Here is a 17263-nt window from a genome sequence, read left to right as displayed (position 1 = left end):
ATCGTCGTTGCCAATGTTGCCCGCAGACAAATATTGCACCCGGTTTTATGCTTGATCATGGCGTTATATCAGGCGGCGGCAGGCGCAGAGGCCTGCCGTCGGGGGATCACAGGTCAGCCAGCGCGGCCTGACGATCGGGGTAGAAGCTCAGGCGTCCGGGCAGCGGCTTGACGCCGGCGCGCGCTAAGGTGCGCAGCGGCTGAAACTCGAGGTTAGATACGCGCAGCTCACAGCCTTCCGGCAGTTTGTTCACAAAGCGCTGGAAGGCATCCAGGCCGCCGGCGTCGAGAACCGGCACCGCGTCCCACTTCAGCACCACGATGCGCTTGCCGGCGATCCGGGTCTCCAGGTCGTTGAACAAGCCCTCGGCGGCGGCAAAGAACAGTGGGCCAATCACCCGCAGCACCAGCACATCGTCTGGCACCTCGACGTTGACTGGCGCCAGATGGGTCATGCGTGCGATACGACGCATAAACAACAGCGAGGCCAGTACGATCCCGACGCTGATAGCAATCACCATATCAAACAGCACCGTCAGCGACATGCACATCAGCATCACCACGATATCGTCTTTCGGCGCGTGGCGCAGCAGATTGATGACTTTATGCGCCTCGCTCATGTTCCATGCCACCATCAGCAGCAGGGCGGCCATCGCCGACAGCGGCAGCCAGGAGAGCAGCGGGGCGAGGATCAGCAGCGCCAGGATCACCAGCAGGGCGTGGATCACGGCGGCCACCGGCGATGTGGCGCCGGCGCGGACGTTCGCCGCCGAACGGGCAATCGCCGCGGTGGCAGTGATCCCGCCGAAGAACGGCGCGACAATGTTGCCCAGCCCCTGGCCAATCAGCTCGCTGTTGGCTTTGTGCTTGGTACCGGTCATGCCATCGAGCACCACCGCGCACAGCAGAGATTCAATGGCCCCGAGCATCGCCATGGAGAAGGCGGCAGGCAGCAGAGCCTGCAGCGAGGCCCAGCTCAGGGTAAAGTTTGAGCCCGGCATATCCCAGGGGAGTACCAGCTGCGGCAGCAGCTGTGGAATGCCGTTGCCCTGAGTGCCATCCGCCAGCTGATAGTGGAACTGCGAGCCAATTGTGGCGACATCGCCGCCGAGCAAATTAACCACCAGCATCACCGCGCAGCCGGCCAGCAGCGCCGGAAGGTGGCCCGGCAGACGAATACCCAGTCGCGGCCAGAGGATCAAGGTGCCAAGGGTGACGACGCCGATGGCGGCATCGCCGGGGTTAATCGTTGGCAGGGCCATCGCCAGCGCTGCCACTTTCTGCAGGTAATGCTCCGGCACATGGGGCATCTGCAGGCCGAGGAAGTCTTTAATCTGCATGGTACCGATGGTGATACCGATCCCGGAGGTGAAACCGAGGGTGACCGACAGCGGGATATATTCGATCAGACGACCAAAGCGCGCCAGGCCAAAGAGGATTAAAAAGATCCCTGACATTAGCGTCGCCACCAGCAGCCCCGCCAGGCCAAACTGTTGTGAGACCGGATAGAGGATCACCACAAAGGCGGCGGTTGGGCCGGAAACGCTAAAGCGCGACCCGCCGGTTAAGGCGATCACAATCCCTGCCACCGCGGAGGTATAGAGGCCGTACTGCGGCGGCACACCACTGCCAATCGCCAGCGCCATCGCCAGCGGAATCGCAATGATCCCGACGGTGATCCCGGCGATCAGATCACGCGTGAAGCGGGCCGTGGTGTACTTTTCTTTCCAACAAGCGTCGATGAGGGCGCGGAAAGGCATCACATGTGAGGAAAATAATCTGTTCACAATAATGTTTCATCCATGAGCGCATCATCTGTCAACTAAATGGCAGGTGAAGGAGGCATTGGTCATTTCCACGTCATCCTTCGGGATGCCTCTGTGTTGGCTGGGTTCATTTACCCCGGTCACGTACTGCCTGTACGCTCCCGGGGATTCATTCACTTGCCGCCTTGACGCATGCCGAATGATTTTGTGGAAGAATTAAAAATTCAGAGACAAAAAAACCCGCCGCAGCGGGTTTTTATGCTCGGCTCGATTAATGTTCGAACATAGCAGAGATAGATTCTTCATTGCTGATACGGCGAATAGCTTCAGCCAGCATACCGGAAAGCGTCAGAGTACGCACTTTATCCAGCGCTTTAATTTCTGGTGCCAGCGGAATGGTATCGCAGACGACAAATTCATCAATCACAGAGTTTTTGATGTTCTGGATAGCGTTGCCGGAGAAGATCGGGTGCGTTGCGTAAGCGAATACGCGTTTCGCGCCACGCTCTTTCAGCGCTTCAGCCGCTTTACACAGGGTGCCGCCGGTGTCGATCATATCGTCGACCATCACGCAGTCACGACCAGCCACGTCGCCGATGATATGCATCACTTGGGAGACGTTGGCGCGCGGACGGCGCTTGTCGATGATAGCCATATCGGTATCATTCAGCAGTTTAGCGATAGCGCGGGCACGCACGACGCCGCCGATGTCCGGAGAAACCACAATCGGGTTGTCCAGGTTCAGCTGCAGCATATCTTCCAGCAGGATTGGGCTGCCGAACACGTTATCAACTGGCACATCGAAGAAGCCCTGGATCTGTTCTGCGTGCAGGTCAACGGTCAGCACGCGGTCAACGCCGACGCTGGACAGGAAATCTGCCACCACTTTCGCGGTGATTGGCACACGAGCAGAACGAACACGACGGTCCTGGCGAGCATAACCGAAGTAAGGGATAACGGCGGTGATACGACCTGCCGAAGCACGACGCAGAGCATCAACCATAACAACCAGTTCCATCAGGTTGTCATTGGTGGGAGCACAAGTGGACTGGATGATGAAAATATCACCACCGCGTACGTTTTCATTGATTTGTACGCTGACTTCGCCGTCGCTAAAACGACCTACAGCGGCGTCGCCAAGAGAAGTGTACAGGCGGTTGGCAATACGTTGTGCTAGTTCCGGGGTGGCGTTACCAGCAAAAAGCTTCATATCAGGCACGAGAAGAACCTCAGGCATGCGTCCAGTGGTGGATGAGTGGGCCAATAATGTGCGGGCTGGCGCCATTCGATCCAGTCGGTGTATTTAAAGAGCACGATGCAACGTCTGGAACAGGGTGACGTTGTCACCGTAACTCAATTTCCCCGGTTGACTCGTTATCGTTGCGCCATCACGGCGCAGGATTCAGAGCAGGGCCTGCTTGAGCGGCGAAAGGTTAACTCCGCGCGCCACAAAGCCATTTAGCCATGCCGGGGCAGTGTCCAGCACCTGGCGGGCAGCGGATTCGGTGTTAAATTCAGCAAACACACAGGCCCCTGTGCCAGTCAGGCGTGACGGCGCATATTCTAACAGCCAGGAAAGCGCTGCATCAACCTCGCGAAAACGTTTTCTTGCGATAAGCTCGCAATCGTTGCTGAATTCACAATTTAATAACGTATTAATTGACCGGCGCGGGGTATTTCGTGGTAGCTCCGGGTCGCGAAAAATGACTGGCGTCGGAATACTGACCCCCGGGTGCGCCACCAGGTACCATTTTTCCTCGGGATCCACTGGCGTCAGAATTTCACCGACCCCCTCGGCAAAGGCGGCATGACCGCGCACGAAGACCGGCACATCGGCCCCCAGCTGAAGGCCCAGGGTCGCTAGCTTCTCTTCCGAGAGACCGCAGCCCCACAGATGGTTGAGCGCCACCAGCACGGTGGCGGCATTGGATGAGCCGCCGCCCAGACCACCGCCCATCGGCAGGCGCTTGTCGACACTGATATCGGCGCCGCTGCCCGCCGGCAGGCGGTCGCTTTCGCTGGCGGCACGCATCAGCAGACGCGCGGCGCGAACGATCAGGTTCTCCTCGTCCGGCACGCCGGCCACCGGCGTCAGCAGGCGCAGTTGGCCGTCAGTTCGCGGTTCGATGGTCAAGGTGTCGCCATAGTCGAGAAACTGAAACAGCGTCTGCAGGGTATGGTAGCCATCGGCCCGCTGGCCGGTGATATATAAAAACAGATTCAGTTTTGCAGGAGAGGGCCAGCGGCTCATCATTTCACGATCCAGTTATCCATCTTCAGCTTGATGCGCTGAGCGCCATTGTTCAACTCGAGATTAGACGGCAGGGCTGGCTGGGTATCGCTGGTGTAGCCGCCGTAGGTGACGTGCCAGGTTTTGCCATTTTGCGTGTAGTTAAGTTCACGCAGACGGTACTGTTCGTCCAGCGAATAGTCGGTGGCGTCGCCAGGCAGGCCGATGATCCACTGGCGCAGGCTGTTCAGCGGGATTGGCATCCCGGTCAGGCGGCCTATCATCTCTTCGGCATCGGTGGCGGTGTAGGTCTGGCCTTTGTTATCGATCAGCTGCACGCTGCCCGGCTGCGCGGTCAGCGACAGCTCGGTGCTGCCCAGTGGGTTGGTTAGCAGCAGGCGATAGCGGTCCTGGCCGGTCTGTTGCCAGAAGAAGCGGGCATAGACTTTTTGCTCATCGGAAAGATAGGCAAACGCCCCGCGAGTCTGAAACTGGTTGAGGCTGCGAACAGCCTGCTGGTGCTGACGCCACTGCGGCGAATCCGGGCTTTTGCCAGGCCCTTGTGGCGTATGAAGAGAACAGGCGGTGAGGACGAGGCTGGCCAGCGGCAGCAGGCGGAACAGTCGATTCATAATGATGACAAATCCTTGATGTCTACAGGGAAAAACGGCGGCAGGGGAACAGCGGGCCGATTTGTGTAGCAGGTTACATTTATAACCCTTAATGCTAGCGTCGCCGGGCGATAGCGTCTACGTTCAAGTAGTCTGAAATCAAAAAATTAACGTTAATGGCGGTCTTGCTTTGGCTATTACTCCAAAAGGGGAGCCTCTCTTTTATTGATTACGCGCATCCTGTATGATGCACTCAGACTAACCTTAGCAACGCTGGTACTACTCCCTCACAATGACCCTTTTAGCTCTTGGCATCAATCACAAAACAGCGCCGGTCGACCTGCGAGAACGCGTGACGTTTTCGCCGGAAACGCTCGATCAGGCGCTGGAGAGCTTGCTGGCTCAGCCGATGGTGCAGGGTGGGGTAGTGCTGTCGACCTGCAACCGTACGGAACTCTATCTCAGCGTCGAAGAGCAGGATAACCTGCAGGAAGCGCTGATCCGCTGGCTGTGCAACTATCACGGCCTCAACGAAGAAGACCTGCGTAAGAGCCTCTACTGGCACCAGGATAACGACGCCGTCAGCCATCTGATGCGCGTCGCCAGCGGCCTCGATTCGCTGGTGCTGGGCGAACCGCAGATCCTCGGCCAGGTGAAAAAGGCCTTTGCCGACTCCAGTCGCGGCCACCTTAACGTCAGCGAACTGGAGCGGATGTTTCAGAAATCGTTCTCGGTGGCGAAGCGCGTGCGTACCGAAACCGATATCGGCGCCAGCGCCGTTTCTGTCGCGTTCGCCGCCTGTACCCTGGCGCGGCAAATCTTTGAATCGCTTTCCAGCGTCACCGTGTTATTGGTCGGCGCCGGTGAAACTATCGAACTGGTGGCGCGCCATCTTCGCGAACATCACGTACGCAAAATGGTCATTGCCAACCGCACCCGCGAACGCGCCCAGGTGCTGGCGGACGAAGTAGGCGCCGAGGTGATTGCTCTCAGCGATATCGACGAACGCCTGAAAGAGGCCGACATTATTATCAGCTCCACCGCCAGTCCGCTGCCGATCATCGGCAAAGGTATGGTGGAGCGCGCGCTCAAGGCGCGGCGTAACCAGCCGATGCTGCTGGTGGATATCGCCGTCCCGCGCGATGTCGAACCGGAGGTCGGCAAGCTGGCCAACGCCTACCTCTACAGCGTCGACGATCTGCAAAACATCATTCAGCATAACCTGGCGCAGCGTAAGGCCGCGGCGGTGCAGGCGGAATCGATCGTCGAGCAGGAAACCAGCGAATTTATGGCCTGGCTGCGCGCGCAGAGCGCCAGCGAGACGATTCGCGAATACCGTTCTCAGTCTGAGCAGGTCCGTGAGGAGCTGACGGCGAAGGCGCTGGCCGCGCTGGAGCAGGGCGGTGATGCCCAGGAAATTATGCAGGATCTGGCGCGTAAGCTGACCAACCGCCTGATCCACGCGCCAACCAAATCTCTTCAGCAGGCCGCCCGTGACGGGGACGACGAACGCCTGCATATTCTGCGCAACAGCCTCGGGCTGGAATAGCGCACCTTTCTCTTATTTTCAGGACAGGGTGAATTCACGCCTATGAAGTCTTCTATTGTTGCCAAACTGGAAGCGTTGTACGAGCGCCATGAAGAAGTGCAGGCGCTGCTCGGCGATGCCGCGACGATTGCCGATCAGGATAAATTCCGCGCGTTGTCGCGGGAATACGCTCAACTGAGCGATGTGGCGCGCTGTTATACCGACTGGCGTCAGGTGCAGGAGGATATCGAAACTGCGCAGATGATGCTCGACGATCCGGAAATGCGCGAAATGGCGCAGGAAGAGCTGCGTGACGCCAAAGATAAAGGCGACCAGCTGGAGCAACAGCTGCAGGTACTGCTGCTGCCGAAAGATCCCGATGACGAGCGTAACGCTTTCGTGGAAGTGCGCGCCGGAACCGGCGGTGACGAAGCGGCGCTGTTTGCCGGCGATCTGTTCCGCATGTACAGCCGCTACGCCGAATCGCGCCGCTGGCAGGTGGAAATCCTCAGCGCCAACGAAGGTGAACACGGTGGTTTCAAAGAGGTGATCGCCAAATTCAGCGGCGACGGCGTTTACGGTCGGCTGAAATTTGAATCTGGCGGCCATCGCGTGCAGCGTGTGCCGGCCACCGAATCGCAGGGGCGTATTCATACCTCCGCCTGCACCGTGGCGGTGATGCCGGAGCTGCCGGAAGCCGAAATGCCGGACATTAACCCGGCGGATCTGCGCATCGATACTTTCCGCTCCTCCGGCGCAGGCGGTCAGCACGTCAACACCACCGACTCGGCTATCCGTATTACTCACCTGCCGACCGGCATCGTGGTGGAGTGTCAGGACGAACGTTCCCAGCATAAAAACAAAGCCAAGGCGTTGTCAGTGCTGGGGGCGCGTATCCGCGCCGCCGAAGTGGCCAAGCGTCAGCAGGCGGAAGCCTCCACGCGCCGTAACCTGCTGGGCAGCGGCGATCGTAGCGACCGCAACCGTACTTACAACTTCCCACAGGGGCGCGTGACCGACCACCGCATCAACCTGACGCTTTACCGTCTGGATGAAACCATGGAAGGCAAACTCGATATGCTGATTGAGCCGATTGTTCAGGAATATCAGGCCGATCAGCTGGCGGCGCTGTCCGAGCAGGAATGATGACCTTTCAGGCCTGGCTGCAGCAGGCGATCGCCCGGCTACGTGAAAGCGACAGCCCGCGACGCGATGCCGAGATCCTGCTGGGACATGTTACCGGCCGGGCGCGCACCTGGATTTTGGCCTTCGGCGAAACGATGCTGTCTGCTGACGAGGCGACGACGCTGGAGGCGCTCCTGCAGCGTCGCCAGCGCGGGGAACCTATCGCCCATCTGGTTGGGCAGCGTGAGTTCTGGTCGCTGCCGCTGTTTGTCTCCCCGGCGACGCTGATCCCCCGTCCGGATACCGAGCGTCTGGTGGAGCAAGCGCTGGCGCGACTGCCTGCCGCGCCGTGCCGTATTCTCGATCTCGGCACCGGGACCGGCGCCATTGCCCTGGCGCTGGCCAGCGAGCGTCCGGACTGTGAGGTCACCGCGGTGGACGTGATGCCGGACGCCGTGGCGCTGGCATTGCGCAATGCCGCCCATCTGGACATCGCTAACGTGACGATACGGCAAAGCGACTGGTTTAGCGCGCTGGCCGGGCAGCGTTTCGCCATGATCGTCAGTAATCCACCCTATATCGACGCCGCCGACCCGCATCTCGCCGAGGGCGATGTGCGCTTTGAGCCGTTGACGGCGCTGGTCGCTGCCGACCAGGGGCTGGCCGATCTGGCGCAGATTATCCGCGAGGGGCGGCAGTATCTGCAGCCCGGCGGCTGGATGCTGCTGGAGCATGGCTGGACCCAGGGCGAGGCAGTTCGCGCCCTGTTCCGCGAAGCGGGCTATCTCGACGTCTCAACTTGTCGCGACTATGGCGACAATGAACGTCTGACTCTCGGACACTTACCCGACATGGAGAACGTTGGCTGATGAACTTATTCACGGCTGTCCTCTACCTGCACATCGCCAGCGTGGTGGTGTCGGTAGGATTGTTCGTTTTACGTTACTGGTGGATGTATCACCAGAGCCCGCTGCTGAACCAGCGGTGGGTGCGAATTGCGCCGCACTGCAGCGATACGCTGCTGTTTCTCAGCGGTGCGGGTTTAATGGCGATAACGCACTACCTGCCGTTCACCGAAGACGGCGCATGGCTGACTGAAAAGCTGTTTGGCGTTATCATTTACATCGCATTAGGTTTTATCGCGCTGGGCCGCCGTCGTCCGCGCAGTCAGCAGAGCCGCTTTATCGCGTTTCTGCTGGCGCTGGTGGTGTTGTTTATCATCATTCAACTCGCCATCACAAGAATACCGATACTGGGGTAGGGCATGGGGTCATTAGCGGATTTCGAATTTAACAAAGCGCCATTATGTGATGGCATGGTCCTCATTTCTGAGCAGGTCCGCGACGATTTTCCGACGCATTTTGTCGAGGAAGAGCTGCAGCGGCTGCTGCGCCTGGCGCAGGAAGAGATTGCGACTTCGTGGGACCAGGAACGCCAGATAGAACGCTTGCTGGCGCTGTTTTACAAAGAGTGGGGCTTTGGCGCTTCGCAGGGCATTTATCGTCTTTCCGACGCATTGTGGCTGGATAAAGTGCTGATCAACCGCCAGGGCAGCGCGGTATCGTTAGGTGCCATCCTGCTGTGGATCGCTCAGCGCCTGGGGTTACCAGTGGTGCCGGTGATCTTCCCGACCCAGATGCTGCTGCGTGCGGACCCGGAAACCAGCGAAGAGATGTGGCTGATTAATCCGTTTAACGGAGATACCCTTGACGAACATACCCTGGAGGTATGGCTGAAGGGCAACATCGGGCCGGTGGCGGAACTGTTTAATGAAGATCTCGACGAAGCCGACAACGCCGAAGTGATCCGCAAACTGCTGGATACCCTGAAGTCAGCGCTGATGGAAGAGCGGCAGATGGAGCTGGCCCTGCGCGCCAGTGAGGCGCTGCTGCAGTTTAACCCGGAAGATCCGTACGAGATCCGCGACCGCGGGCTGATATACGCCCAGCTGGACTGCGATCACGTGGCGCTGTTGGATCTGAGCTATTTCGTTGAGCAGTGCCCGGAGGATCCGATCAGTGAGATGATCCGCGCGCAGATCAACACGATTTCGCACAAACAAATTACATTGCATTAGTCTGGAACCATTCCGGTTACACCCTGATAAGGCGAACTTATGAAACAAAAAGTGGTTAGCATTGGTGATATCAACGTAGCGAACGACCTGCCGTTCGTGCTGTTTGGCGGGATGAACGTCTTGGAGTCGCGCGATCTGGCGATGCGCATCTGCGAACATTACGTCACCGTTACGCAGAAGCTTGGCATCCCCTACGTCTTCAAAGCCTCCTTTGATAAAGCCAACCGTTCCTCCATCCACTCCTATCGTGGTCCGGGTCTGGAAGAAGGGATGAAGATTTTCCAGGAGCTGAAGCAGACCTTTGGCGTGAAAATCATCACCGACGTTCATGAAGCCAGCCAGGCGCAGCCGGTGGCTGACGTGGTGGACGTGATCCAGCTTCCGGCCTTCCTCGCGCGCCAGACTGATCTGGTGGAAGCGATGGCCAGGACCGGGGCGGTGATCAACGTCAAGAAGCCACAGTTCGTCAGCCCGGGCCAGATGGGTAACATCGTCGATAAGTTTATCGAAGGCGGTAACGACAAAGTGATTCTGTGCGACCGCGGCGCTAACTTCGGTTACGACAACCTGGTCGTGGATATGCTCGGCTTCGGCGTGATGAAGAAAGCCTCCAACAACTCGCCGGTCATTTTTGACGTCACCCACGCGCTGCAGTGTCGCGACCCGTTTGGCGCTGCTTCCGGTGGCCGCCGTGCGCAGGTGAGCGAACTGGCTCGCGCCGGTATGGCGGTAGGTATCGCCGGTCTGTTTATCGAAGCGCATCCGGATCCGGAGCACGCGAAATGCGACGGCCCGTCCGCGCTGCCGCTGGATAAACTGGAGCCGTTCCTCAAGCAGATGAAAGCGATTGACGATCTGGTGAAAAGCTTCGACGAGCTGGATACCAGCAAGTAAGCCTGACCGCATCACTGAAAAAGCCTGCCGGTGTTAACACCGGCAGGCTTTTTTTTCGCCCGGACTCCGCCGGGCGGGTAAGCGGGGTCAGGCGAAAATGGTCATCAGATAGGCGGCGAACAGCGCCAGGTGGGCCGCGCCGTTCAGCACATTGGTGCGCCCGGTGGAGAAGGAGATATGGCACAGCACCAGCGAGGCGACCATCACCACCATCTCCGGGGCGCCAAGGCCAAAGCGCAGCTCATTGCCGGTCAGGAAGGCGATGAGGGTGACCACCGGCACCGTCAGCGAGATGGTGGCCAGTACGGAGCCGAAAAACAGGTTCATCGCTCGCTGTACCTGGTTGTTGAGCACCGCTTTGAGGGCGCCAAGGCCTTCCGGCGACAGGATCAGCAGGGCCACCAGGAAGCCGGTAAAGGCCACCGGGGCGTTCATGCTGGTCAACAGCGTTTCCAGCGGATTGGCGTTCATTTTGGTGACCGCGATCACTGCCACCAGGTGCACCAGCAGCCAGGCGGTATGCCACCCGCTGCTGTGGGCAGACGGTTTACCGTGGTGCGGGTCGTCATCGTCGCTGTCGTCTTCATGCTCATAAACAAACAGACTCTGATGGGTTTTGGTTTGAATCAGCAGGAAAACGCCGTACATGGCCGCCGAGATCACCGCCACCAGCAGCGATTGCCCGGTGCTGAAGTTTGCGCCCGGCAGCGCCATCGGAAACACCAGCACGATAATCGCCAGCGGAAACAGGGCGATAAGATACTGCTTAATGCCGAACAGATTCATATATTGGGTGGCGAATTTACGCCCGCCCAGCAGCAGGGAGAAACCGACCAGACCGCCGGTGACGATCATGATAATGGAGTAGAGCGTATCGCGCATCAGGGTCGGCGCGGCGTCGCCGGTGGCCATTAAGGCGGAGATCAGACTGACCTCAAGGATAACCACCGACAGGCTTAAAATCAGGGAGCCATAGGGTTCGCCCAGGCGGTGGGCGAGGACGTCGGCGTGGCGGACCACGCTGAAAGCGCTGCTTAAAATACCGACCAGCGCGAGGATATTAATCGCGATAACCACTGGCAGTGACTGGCTGTTTCCCCAGAAAAACAGCACCGCCAGCGCCAGCACCGGAAAGACGAGGGAAGACTCCTTATGGCGGGTTTTTACCGCCTCATGTGCATGGGTCATGAACCATCTCCATTTATGCAGGTGTTATAATTATAAAAACGTAGGGCGATAAAGTAACAGATTTTGATAAATTGCCGCTGGTTTTTTACTTAAGTTTACGGGTGTCGAGAGATATCTTGATTAGTTTATTATAATTTTCGATTACTATTATTTTGTACTTACTATTCAGATGATTACTAAAATTCATTTTTCACTCATCCTCGCCTTGATAGCCTGTCCACTGCGTTCCAGACTTAGGTTTTATGCTAAAACAGGAGAATATTATGCCCTATCACAGTAAACAAGAGCTCCCCGACAGCGTTCAGCATGTTCTGCCTGCCCATGCGCAGGAAATTTATAAAGAAGCGTTTAACAGCGCCTGGGATCAATATAAAGATAAAGACGAGCGGCGCGATGACGCCAGCCGCGAAGAGACGGCGCATAAAGTCGCCTGGGCAGCAGTGAAAAACAGCTACGAGAAAGGCGATGACGATAAGTGGCATAAGAAAAAATAATTGCTGACGCCGCTTTTATGCTTGCCAGCGCCCCGCGCATTGCTTATTGAAAGATAAAGCTGGATAATATTTCAGCAATATTGACGGATGCATGAGACGAACGCCGGGAAGCGGGCAGTGGCGGAGGTAGTAAACAGTGTTAACTCGTGATTTCTTAATGAATGCGGATTGTAAGACAGCGTTTGGCGCTATTGAGGAATCGCTACTCTGGTCGGCAGAACAACGTGCAGCCTCGCTGGCGGCGACGCTGGCCTGTCGTCCGGATGATGGCTCAGTATGGATCTTTGGCTACGGTTCGCTTATCTGGAACCCGGCGCTCAATTATCGCGAGTCCTGCACCGGTACGCTGCCGGGCTGGCATCGTGCGTTTTGCCTGCGGTTGACCGCCGGGCGCGGTAGCGCCTGCCAGCCGGGCCGCATGCTGGCTCTCAAAGAGGGCGGCCGAACCACCGGCGTTGCCTATCGTCTGCCTGACGACACGCTGGAAGAAGAGCTGACCCTGCTGTGGAAGCGGGAGATGATCACCGGCTGCTATCTGCCCACCTGGTGCAAGCTGGAGCTGGACGACGGACGGACGGTGAATGCCCTGGTGTTTATTATGGATCCGCGCCATCCACTGTTTGAACCGGATACCAGCGCCCAGGTTATCGCCCCGCTGATCGCCCGGGCCAGCGGGCCGCTCGGCACCAACGCCCAGTACCTTTTTTCGCTTGAGCAGGCGTTGAGCACGCTGGGTATGCACGATGCCAGTCTTGATGACCTCGTGGCCAGCGTACGCGCGCTGTTGGGCGAGAGCCCGACGCCGGGCCTGGCCTGAGCGCGCGGAAAAGAAAAACGCCCGGCATGGCCGGGCGTAAGTTCTGGAAGTGACGGTCAGGCCGGAACGTAGCTGATGGAGTGCTCCAGTGACTGGCTGTGACTGTCGATAAGCACGTTCCAGGTGCCGCTGTAGGGCACCGTCAGATAGGCGCTATCCCGATCCTGCACGCTCAGAATATCCGCATGGCTATCGCCCGGGACCTTCGCGCTCATTAGATGAATATGGCAGCGCTCTGAACACCGCACCACCAGTGTGTCACCACCAAATAACGTCAAACTTGCTTTAACCATCGCCATTTTTGTACCCCGTTTCTGTCCCGCTACAGCATCCTGCCCACCCAGTCCTCGCGTGATATTGTTCACACTTTGCTCTGTGCATCACACCAAACGGCGCGGGCCGGGATGCTGATTTTGATCAAAAAAAGGGATAAAGATTAAACAAAAATGACGTTGTTCCTGAAAGCATTCAGCTAACGTTTTTTTTGTCTCTTCAAGCGCCAATACGTGACATTTCATCCCGTTCGACGGCCTACCTTCAGAAGGTCAGCACTTTATCTGCCGCCAGCGTCCACTGGGCCAGCTCAACCAGAGTACCGACCTCCACGCCGTCAATCAGCGGTAGCGCGCTGACGCCGCGGCCGTCCGCGCAGGTTTTGCACAACTTCACCGGCACCTGCTGGGCGGTGAGGATCTCCAGCATCTGCTGCACATTGTATCCTTCCGCCGGCTTCTGCCCGCGCAGCCCGGCGGTGACGGCGTCGGACATCAGAAACAGCCTGAGATCGAGGTCGGACTGTTGCTCGCGCAGGGCAATGGCCAGGCGCAGGCTGTTGAACAGGGATTCGCTGCCATAGGCGGCGCCGTTGGCGATAATCACAATACGTTGCATACAAACTCCTTCTTAAAGGCACGGTTATTGCTTTACCGCAGTATAAAGCGTTAACCCGGAGGAGGGGTATGAATAATACGACTGGTCACGCGCACGATGAGACGGCCTGGCTGCAGCTGGCGCGTCGCCTGCAAAAACAACAGCTTCAGCAGCTTAGCCAACTGGGGGAACTGGCCAGCCAGCTCAGCGCGCTGGTGCATATGCTGCAGTGCGAGCGCGGGGCGTCGAATATTTTTCTTTGCTCGGGCGGCCAACTGTATGCGGCGGAGTGTCGGGCGGGCGGGGCGCTGGTTGATGAGCGGTTAGCGCTGTTCTATGCCAGTCTCGAACGGGCACGTACGGTCGCCGGCAGCGCGCTGTGCTGGCGCATTGCCAGGGCGGTTGGCGATCTGCTGCAGCTTCCGGCGCTGCGCGAGCAGATCGCCCGCCGGCAGATTGCCGCGGAAGCCGCGACGGAGCAGTTCAGCCGTGTCATCCGCCATCTGCTGAACATCGTCCCGCAGCTCAATGACAGCATTGACGATCCGCCGGTGGCCGGCCGCATGGTCGCGCTGTACAGCTTTATGCAGGGTAAAGAGCTGGTGGGTCAGGAGCGCGCGCTGGGCGCTCTGGGCTTTACCCGCGGCGAGTTCAGCGACAGCCTGCGCCAGCAGCTGGTGGACCGTATTGACGGTCAGCAGCCCTGCTTCGATAGCTTTCAGGCGCTGGGCAGCCCGGCTACCGTCCAGCTGTTTATCACCCAATGCCAGGCCGGCCTGGACATTGAGCAGCTGCGGCGGATCGCCTGCACCCGCCAGCCGGCCGCCGACGGCGGGGAAACGGCGCTGCGCTGGTTTGGCCTGCAAACCCAGCGGCTTGAACACCTGCGCGAAGTGGAAGAGCAATTGATCGACGATCTACTGAACGCCACCGACGCGCTGTTAGTGGACGACGCGCCTGGCTGGCTGCCCGGCGAGGAAGTCGATACCCTGACGCCGCATCTGGATAAACAGCTGCTGCCGCTGGTGCGCCAGCAGGCCTATGAGCTACAGCAGCTCTCCAGCCAGTTGGCCTCGCTGAAAGACGCGCTCGAAGAACGCAAGCTGATCGAAAAAGCGAAAAGCCTGCTGATGACGCACCAGGGAATGCAGGAGGAGCAGGCCTGGCAGACGCTGCGCAAGATGGCCATGGACAAAAATCAGCGCATGGTTGAGATAGCCCGCGCGCTGCTGATGGTGAAGGCGATTTGGCCGCTAACACCAAAGGAGTAGATGCACAATCGATGGGCATTCTCTGCCTGCCGGCGGTGCACTTTTACGTGAAAAACCGGCCAACGTTGGGAAAAAGCCTGCCAGTGCGCCATTGCCAAAGCTGGCATCCCGTTTGCATTACTTATTGAGTGAATAAAAGTCCGGACAACGAACCAATGGCGGTTCGGGTGTCCGTGGATAAAGGCGTCCTGCAGTGCGTATGCACTGTCGGACGCTTTTTTTTTGCGCGTGGTGGAGCGGATATGAGCGACAAGTTTTCAATTTCCCGGCGGCGCTTGCTGCAGGCAGGGGCCGCGCTGGGCGGCGCGATGCTGCTGCCGGGGGTGATGCAGGCCGCATGGGCCGGCGGATCGGACAAACCGGAGCAAACCCGCGTGCGGGTCGGATTTATTCCGCTGACCGATTGCGCGCCGCTGGCCATCGCCGCGGCGAAGGGGTTTGACAAAAAGTATGGCATCACCCTGGTGGCGAGTAAGGAAGCCAGCTGGGCGGCGGTGCGCGACAAGCTGGTGGCCGGCGAGCTGGACGCGGCACATATTCTCTACGGCCTGCTGTACGGTCTTGAACTGGGGATCGCCAGCAAGCCGCAGGCGATGGCCAATTTGATGACCCTCAACCGTAATGGCCAGGCGATTACCCTATCCGGCGAGTTGCAGGAGAAAGGGGTAACCGACCTCGGCGGGCTGAAACGGCTGATCGACCGCAGCGCGCCAGGCAGCTACACCTTCGCCCATACCTTTCCCACCGGCACCCATGCCATGTGGCTCTACTACTGGCTGGCGAGCGCCGGCATCGATCCCTTTAACGATGTGCGCACCGTCGTGGTGCCGCCGCCGCAGATGGTGATGAACATGCGCATCGGCAATATGAGCGGCTTTTGCGTCGGCGAGCCGTGGAACGCCCGCGCCATTAACGACCGCATTGGCTTCACCGCGGCCACTTCCCAGGATATCTGGCCCGAGCATCCGGAAAAGGTGCTGGGCACCCGTCGCGACTGGGTGGAACGCAACCCGAACACCGCCCGCGCGCTGGTGGCGGCCCTGATGGAGGCGCAGCGCTGGATCGCCGCCTCGCCGGAGAACACTCAGGAGACGGCCCGCCTGCTCGCCAGACGCGGCTGGCTCAATACCAAGGAGCAGTACCTCACCGGCCGGATGCTTGGGGAGTATGACAACGGCCTCGGCCGCCGCTGGCAGGATGCCCATCCGATGCGCTTCTGGGCCGGGGGCGAGGTGAGTTTCCCCTGGCTGTCGGACGGAATGTGGTTCCTCACCCAGTTCCGCCGCTGGGGACTGCTGAAGCAGGCTCCGGATTACCTCGCGGTGGCGTCACGCATTAACCGCATCGACGTCTGGCAGGCTGCCGCCCAGGCGGTCGGCGGGATCAGCGCACCGGCAGCCACGATGCGCAGCAGCACACTGATGGACGGTACGGTCTGGAACGGGTCCGACCCGGAAGGCTACGCCCGCCATTTTGCCATTCAACGTAAGGGGGCATGAGATGAAGCAGGCACAACGTAAGCAACCGGTCGTCAGCGTGGAGAACGCGTCTGGCGAAGTGATTATCCTGCCGCCGGTGCAGGTCCGGCGTACCACGCCAACCGTCACGCGTTGGCTGCGTGAGCTCACTCAGCGCTTGCTGCCCCCGCTGTTGGGGTTGGGGGTGCTGCTGCTGGCCTGGCAGCTGGCGGCGATGCACAGCAAAGGCTTTCCCACGCCGCTGAGCACGCTGGACTCGGCGCTGACGCTGTTTGCCGATCCGTTCTATCAGGACGGGCCCAATGACATGGGCATCGGCTGGAACGTGCTGGCCTCCCTGCAGCGCGTAGCGGTGGGCTTCGGCCTGGCGGCGCTGGCGGGCATTCCGCTGGGGTTTTTGATCGGCCGTTCGCTGTTCTTCGCCCGCATGTTTAATCCGCTGATTGCCCTGCTGCGCCCGGTCAGCCCGCTGGCCTGGCTGCCGATTGGCCTGCTGCTGTTCCAGAAGGCGGAGCCGGCCTCCAGCTGGACCATTTTTATTTGCTCCATCTGGCCGATGGTGATCAACACCGCGGAAGGCGTACGGCGGATCCCGCAGGACTATCTCAATGTCGCCCGCGTCCTCCAGCTCTCGGAGTGGACGGTGATGCGCAAAATTCTCTTTCCGGCAGTGCTGCCGGCGGTGCTCACCGGCGTGCGTCTCTCCATCGGCATCGCCTGGCTGGTGATCGTGGCGGCGGAAATGCTCACCGGCGGGCTGGGGATCGGCTTCTGGATCTGGAACGAGTGGAACAACCTCAATGTGGAAAACATCATCATCGCCATCGTCATTATCGGCGTCGTCGGCCTGCTGCTGGAGCAGGGTCTGATGCTGCTCGCCCGCCGCTTTAGCTGGCAGGAAAAATAAGGAGCCAA

Annotated in this window: 18 protein-coding genes; 11 read left to right on the top strand and 7 right to left on the bottom strand. The window is 59.2% G+C overall.

The window, feature by feature from the left end:
• Window positions 1-106: 106 nt before the first annotated feature.
• The 4 genes from dauA to lolB all read right to left on the bottom strand — a co-directional run bounded on the left by dauA (window position 107) and on the right by lolB (window position 4627).
• Window positions 107-1786: a C4-dicarboxylic acid transporter DauA gene (gene dauA, locus CWM58_RS06490; RefSeq protein ID WP_071787626.1), complete on the bottom strand. Its 1680-nt coding sequence runs from the start codon at window positions 1784-1786 to the stop codon at window positions 107-109.
• Between the two features lie 250 nt (window positions 1787-2036).
• Complete coding sequence (prs, locus tag CWM58_RS06485; RefSeq protein WP_002910407.1) at window positions 2037-2984, bottom strand: ribose-phosphate diphosphokinase; 948 nt, start codon at window positions 2982-2984, stop codon at window positions 2037-2039.
• Window positions 2985-3167: 183 nt separating this feature from the next.
• Window positions 3168-4016: a 4-(cytidine 5'-diphospho)-2-C-methyl-D-erythritol kinase gene (gene ispE / locus CWM58_RS06475; RefSeq protein WP_165785724.1), complete on the bottom strand. Its 849-nt coding sequence runs from the start codon at window positions 4014-4016 to the stop codon at window positions 3168-3170.
• Window positions 4016-4627 (bottom strand): lipoprotein insertase outer membrane protein LolB, encoded by a 612-nt coding sequence (gene lolB, locus CWM58_RS06470; RefSeq protein WP_061154183.1) that lies wholly within the window; start codon window positions 4625-4627, stop codon window positions 4016-4018. The genes ispE and lolB overlap by 1 nt, the downstream gene beginning before the upstream one ends.
• A 271-nt stretch (window positions 4628-4898) precedes the next feature.
• Between lolB and hemA the strand changes: the two genes are divergently transcribed.
• From hemA to kdsA, 6 genes are read left to right on the top strand one after another with little or no spacing between them, the layout of a single operon-like run.
• The gene (hemA, locus tag CWM58_RS06465; RefSeq protein ID WP_008804386.1) at window positions 4899-6155 is read left to right on the top strand and encodes a glutamyl-tRNA reductase; all 1257 of its coding nucleotides are present in this window, start codon (window positions 4899-4901) and stop codon (window positions 6153-6155) included.
• A 42-nt stretch (window positions 6156-6197) separates the two neighbouring features.
• Window positions 6198-7280, top strand: a complete 1083-nt coding sequence (gene prfA / locus CWM58_RS06460) for a peptide chain release factor 1 (RefSeq protein ID WP_061154184.1) — start codon at window positions 6198-6200, stop codon at window positions 7278-7280.
• Window positions 7280-8128, top strand: a complete 849-nt coding sequence (gene prmC / locus CWM58_RS06455) for a peptide chain release factor N(5)-glutamine methyltransferase (RefSeq protein ID WP_100680542.1) — start codon at window positions 7280-7282, stop codon at window positions 8126-8128. Before prfA ends, prmC begins: the two co-directional genes overlap by 1 nt.
• Window positions 8128-8520, top strand: a complete 393-nt coding sequence (gene sirB2 / locus CWM58_RS06450; protein WP_008804389.1) for an invasion regulator SirB2 — start codon at window positions 8128-8130, stop codon at window positions 8518-8520. Before prmC ends, sirB2 begins: the two co-directional genes overlap by 1 nt.
• Window positions 8521-8523: 3 nt before the next feature.
• Window positions 8524-9336 carry an invasion regulator SirB1 gene (gene sirB1 / locus CWM58_RS06445; protein WP_074385519.1) on the top strand — a complete coding sequence of 271 codons (813 nt, stop codon included), beginning with the start codon at window positions 8524-8526 and terminating at the stop codon, window positions 9334-9336.
• 39 nt (window positions 9337-9375) lie between these two features.
• Complete coding sequence (kdsA, locus tag CWM58_RS06440) at window positions 9376-10230, top strand: 3-deoxy-8-phosphooctulonate synthase (RefSeq protein WP_100680541.1); 855 nt, start codon at window positions 9376-9378, stop codon at window positions 10228-10230.
• A gap of 87 nt (window positions 10231-10317) precedes the next feature.
• Here kdsA and chaA read toward each other — a convergent pair whose 3' ends face one another.
• On the bottom strand, window positions 10318-11418 hold the full coding sequence (gene chaA / locus CWM58_RS06435) for a sodium-potassium/proton antiporter ChaA (protein ID WP_100680540.1): 1101 nt from the start codon (window positions 11416-11418) through the stop codon (window positions 10318-10320).
• A 263-nt stretch (window positions 11419-11681) separates the two neighbouring features.
• Between chaA and chaB the strand changes: the two genes are divergently transcribed.
• Together chaB and CWM58_RS06425 are read left to right on the top strand one after the other, a co-directional pair.
• Window positions 11682-11912 carry a putative cation transport regulator ChaB gene (chaB, locus tag CWM58_RS06430; RefSeq protein ID WP_061154189.1) on the top strand — a complete coding sequence of 77 codons (231 nt, stop codon included), beginning with the start codon at window positions 11682-11684 and terminating at the stop codon, window positions 11910-11912.
• Between the two features lie 136 nt (window positions 11913-12048).
• A complete protein-coding gene (locus CWM58_RS06425; RefSeq protein WP_074385521.1) occupies window positions 12049-12729 on the top strand; it encodes a gamma-glutamylcyclotransferase in 681 nt (226 codons plus the stop codon).
• A 56-nt stretch (window positions 12730-12785) separates the two neighbouring features.
• On the opposite strand, the gene CWM58_RS06420 is transcribed toward CWM58_RS06425, so the two are convergent.
• Together CWM58_RS06420 and CWM58_RS06415 are read right to left on the bottom strand one after the other, a co-directional pair.
• The gene (locus tag CWM58_RS06420; RefSeq protein ID WP_002910387.1) at window positions 12786-13028 is read right to left on the bottom strand and encodes a DUF1883 domain-containing protein; all 243 of its coding nucleotides are present in this window, start codon (window positions 13026-13028) and stop codon (window positions 12786-12788) included.
• 238 nt (window positions 13029-13266) lie between these two features.
• Window positions 13267-13620 carry a DsrE/DsrF/TusD sulfur relay family protein gene (locus tag CWM58_RS06415; RefSeq protein ID WP_008804393.1) on the bottom strand — a complete coding sequence of 118 codons (354 nt, stop codon included), beginning with the start codon at window positions 13618-13620 and terminating at the stop codon, window positions 13267-13269.
• Window positions 13621-13688: 68 nt separating this feature from the next.
• On the opposite strand from CWM58_RS06415, the gene nasR reads away from it, so the two are divergent.
• The 3 genes from nasR to ntrB all read left to right on the top strand — a co-directional run bounded on the left by nasR (window position 13689) and on the right by ntrB (window position 17255).
• Window positions 13689-14870: a nitrate regulatory protein NasR gene (gene nasR / locus CWM58_RS06410; protein ID WP_048330434.1), complete on the top strand. Its 1182-nt coding sequence runs from the start codon at window positions 13689-13691 to the stop codon at window positions 14868-14870.
• A gap of 242 nt (window positions 14871-15112) precedes the next feature.
• Window positions 15113-16369, top strand: a complete 1257-nt coding sequence (locus CWM58_RS06405) for a CmpA/NrtA family ABC transporter substrate-binding protein (protein ID WP_032733486.1) — start codon at window positions 15113-15115, stop codon at window positions 16367-16369.
• A 1-nt stretch (window position 16370) separates the two neighbouring features.
• A complete protein-coding gene (ntrB, locus tag CWM58_RS06400) occupies window positions 16371-17255 on the top strand; it encodes a nitrate ABC transporter permease (protein ID WP_100680539.1) in 885 nt (294 codons plus the stop codon).
• The last annotated feature ends 8 nt before the right edge of the window (window positions 17256-17263 follow it).

The sequence above is a fragment of the Klebsiella sp. H-Nf2 genome (assembly GCF_002806645.1).
Lineage (GTDB): Bacteria > Pseudomonadota > Gammaproteobacteria > Enterobacterales > Enterobacteriaceae > Klebsiella > Klebsiella variicola.
Note: the sequence above shows the minus strand (reverse complement) of the source record. Positions and strands in the feature narration are given on the sequence as shown.

Coding starts and splice junctions, on each gene's coding strand:
- ispE (WP_165785724.1), bottom strand. CDS start 4,016: ATGAGCCGCTGGCCCTCTCCTGCAAAACTGAATCTGTTTTTATATATC.
- lolB (WP_061154183.1), bottom strand. CDS start 4,627: ATGAATCGACTGTTCCGCCTGCTGCCGCTGGCCAGCCTCGTCCTCACC.
- hemA (WP_008804386.1), top strand. CDS start 4,899: ATGACCCTTTTAGCTCTTGGCATCAATCACAAAACAGCGCCGGTCGAC.
- prfA (WP_061154184.1), top strand. CDS start 6,198: ATGAAGTCTTCTATTGTTGCCAAACTGGAAGCGTTGTACGAGCGCCAT.
- prmC (WP_100680542.1), top strand. CDS start 7,280: ATGACCTTTCAGGCCTGGCTGCAGCAGGCGATCGCCCGGCTACGTGAA.
- sirB2 (WP_008804389.1), top strand. CDS start 8,128: ATGAACTTATTCACGGCTGTCCTCTACCTGCACATCGCCAGCGTGGTG.
- sirB1 (WP_074385519.1), top strand. CDS start 8,524: ATGGGGTCATTAGCGGATTTCGAATTTAACAAAGCGCCATTATGTGAT.
- kdsA (WP_100680541.1), top strand. CDS start 9,376: ATGAAACAAAAAGTGGTTAGCATTGGTGATATCAACGTAGCGAACGAC.
- chaA (WP_100680540.1), bottom strand. CDS start 11,418: ATGACCCATGCACATGAGGCGGTAAAAACCCGCCATAAGGAGTCTTCC.
- chaB (WP_061154189.1), top strand. CDS start 11,682: ATGCCCTATCACAGTAAACAAGAGCTCCCCGACAGCGTTCAGCATGTT.
- CWM58_RS06420 (WP_002910387.1), bottom strand. CDS start 13,028: ATGGCGATGGTTAAAGCAAGTTTGACGTTATTTGGTGGTGACACACTG.
- CWM58_RS06415 (WP_008804393.1), bottom strand. CDS start 13,620: ATGCAACGTATTGTGATTATCGCCAACGGCGCCGCCTATGGCAGCGAA.
- nasR (WP_048330434.1), top strand. CDS start 13,689: ATGAATAATACGACTGGTCACGCGCACGATGAGACGGCCTGGCTGCAG.
- CWM58_RS06405 (WP_032733486.1), top strand. CDS start 15,113: ATGAGCGACAAGTTTTCAATTTCCCGGCGGCGCTTGCTGCAGGCAGGG.
- ntrB (WP_100680539.1), top strand. CDS start 16,371: ATGAAGCAGGCACAACGTAAGCAACCGGTCGTCAGCGTGGAGAACGCG.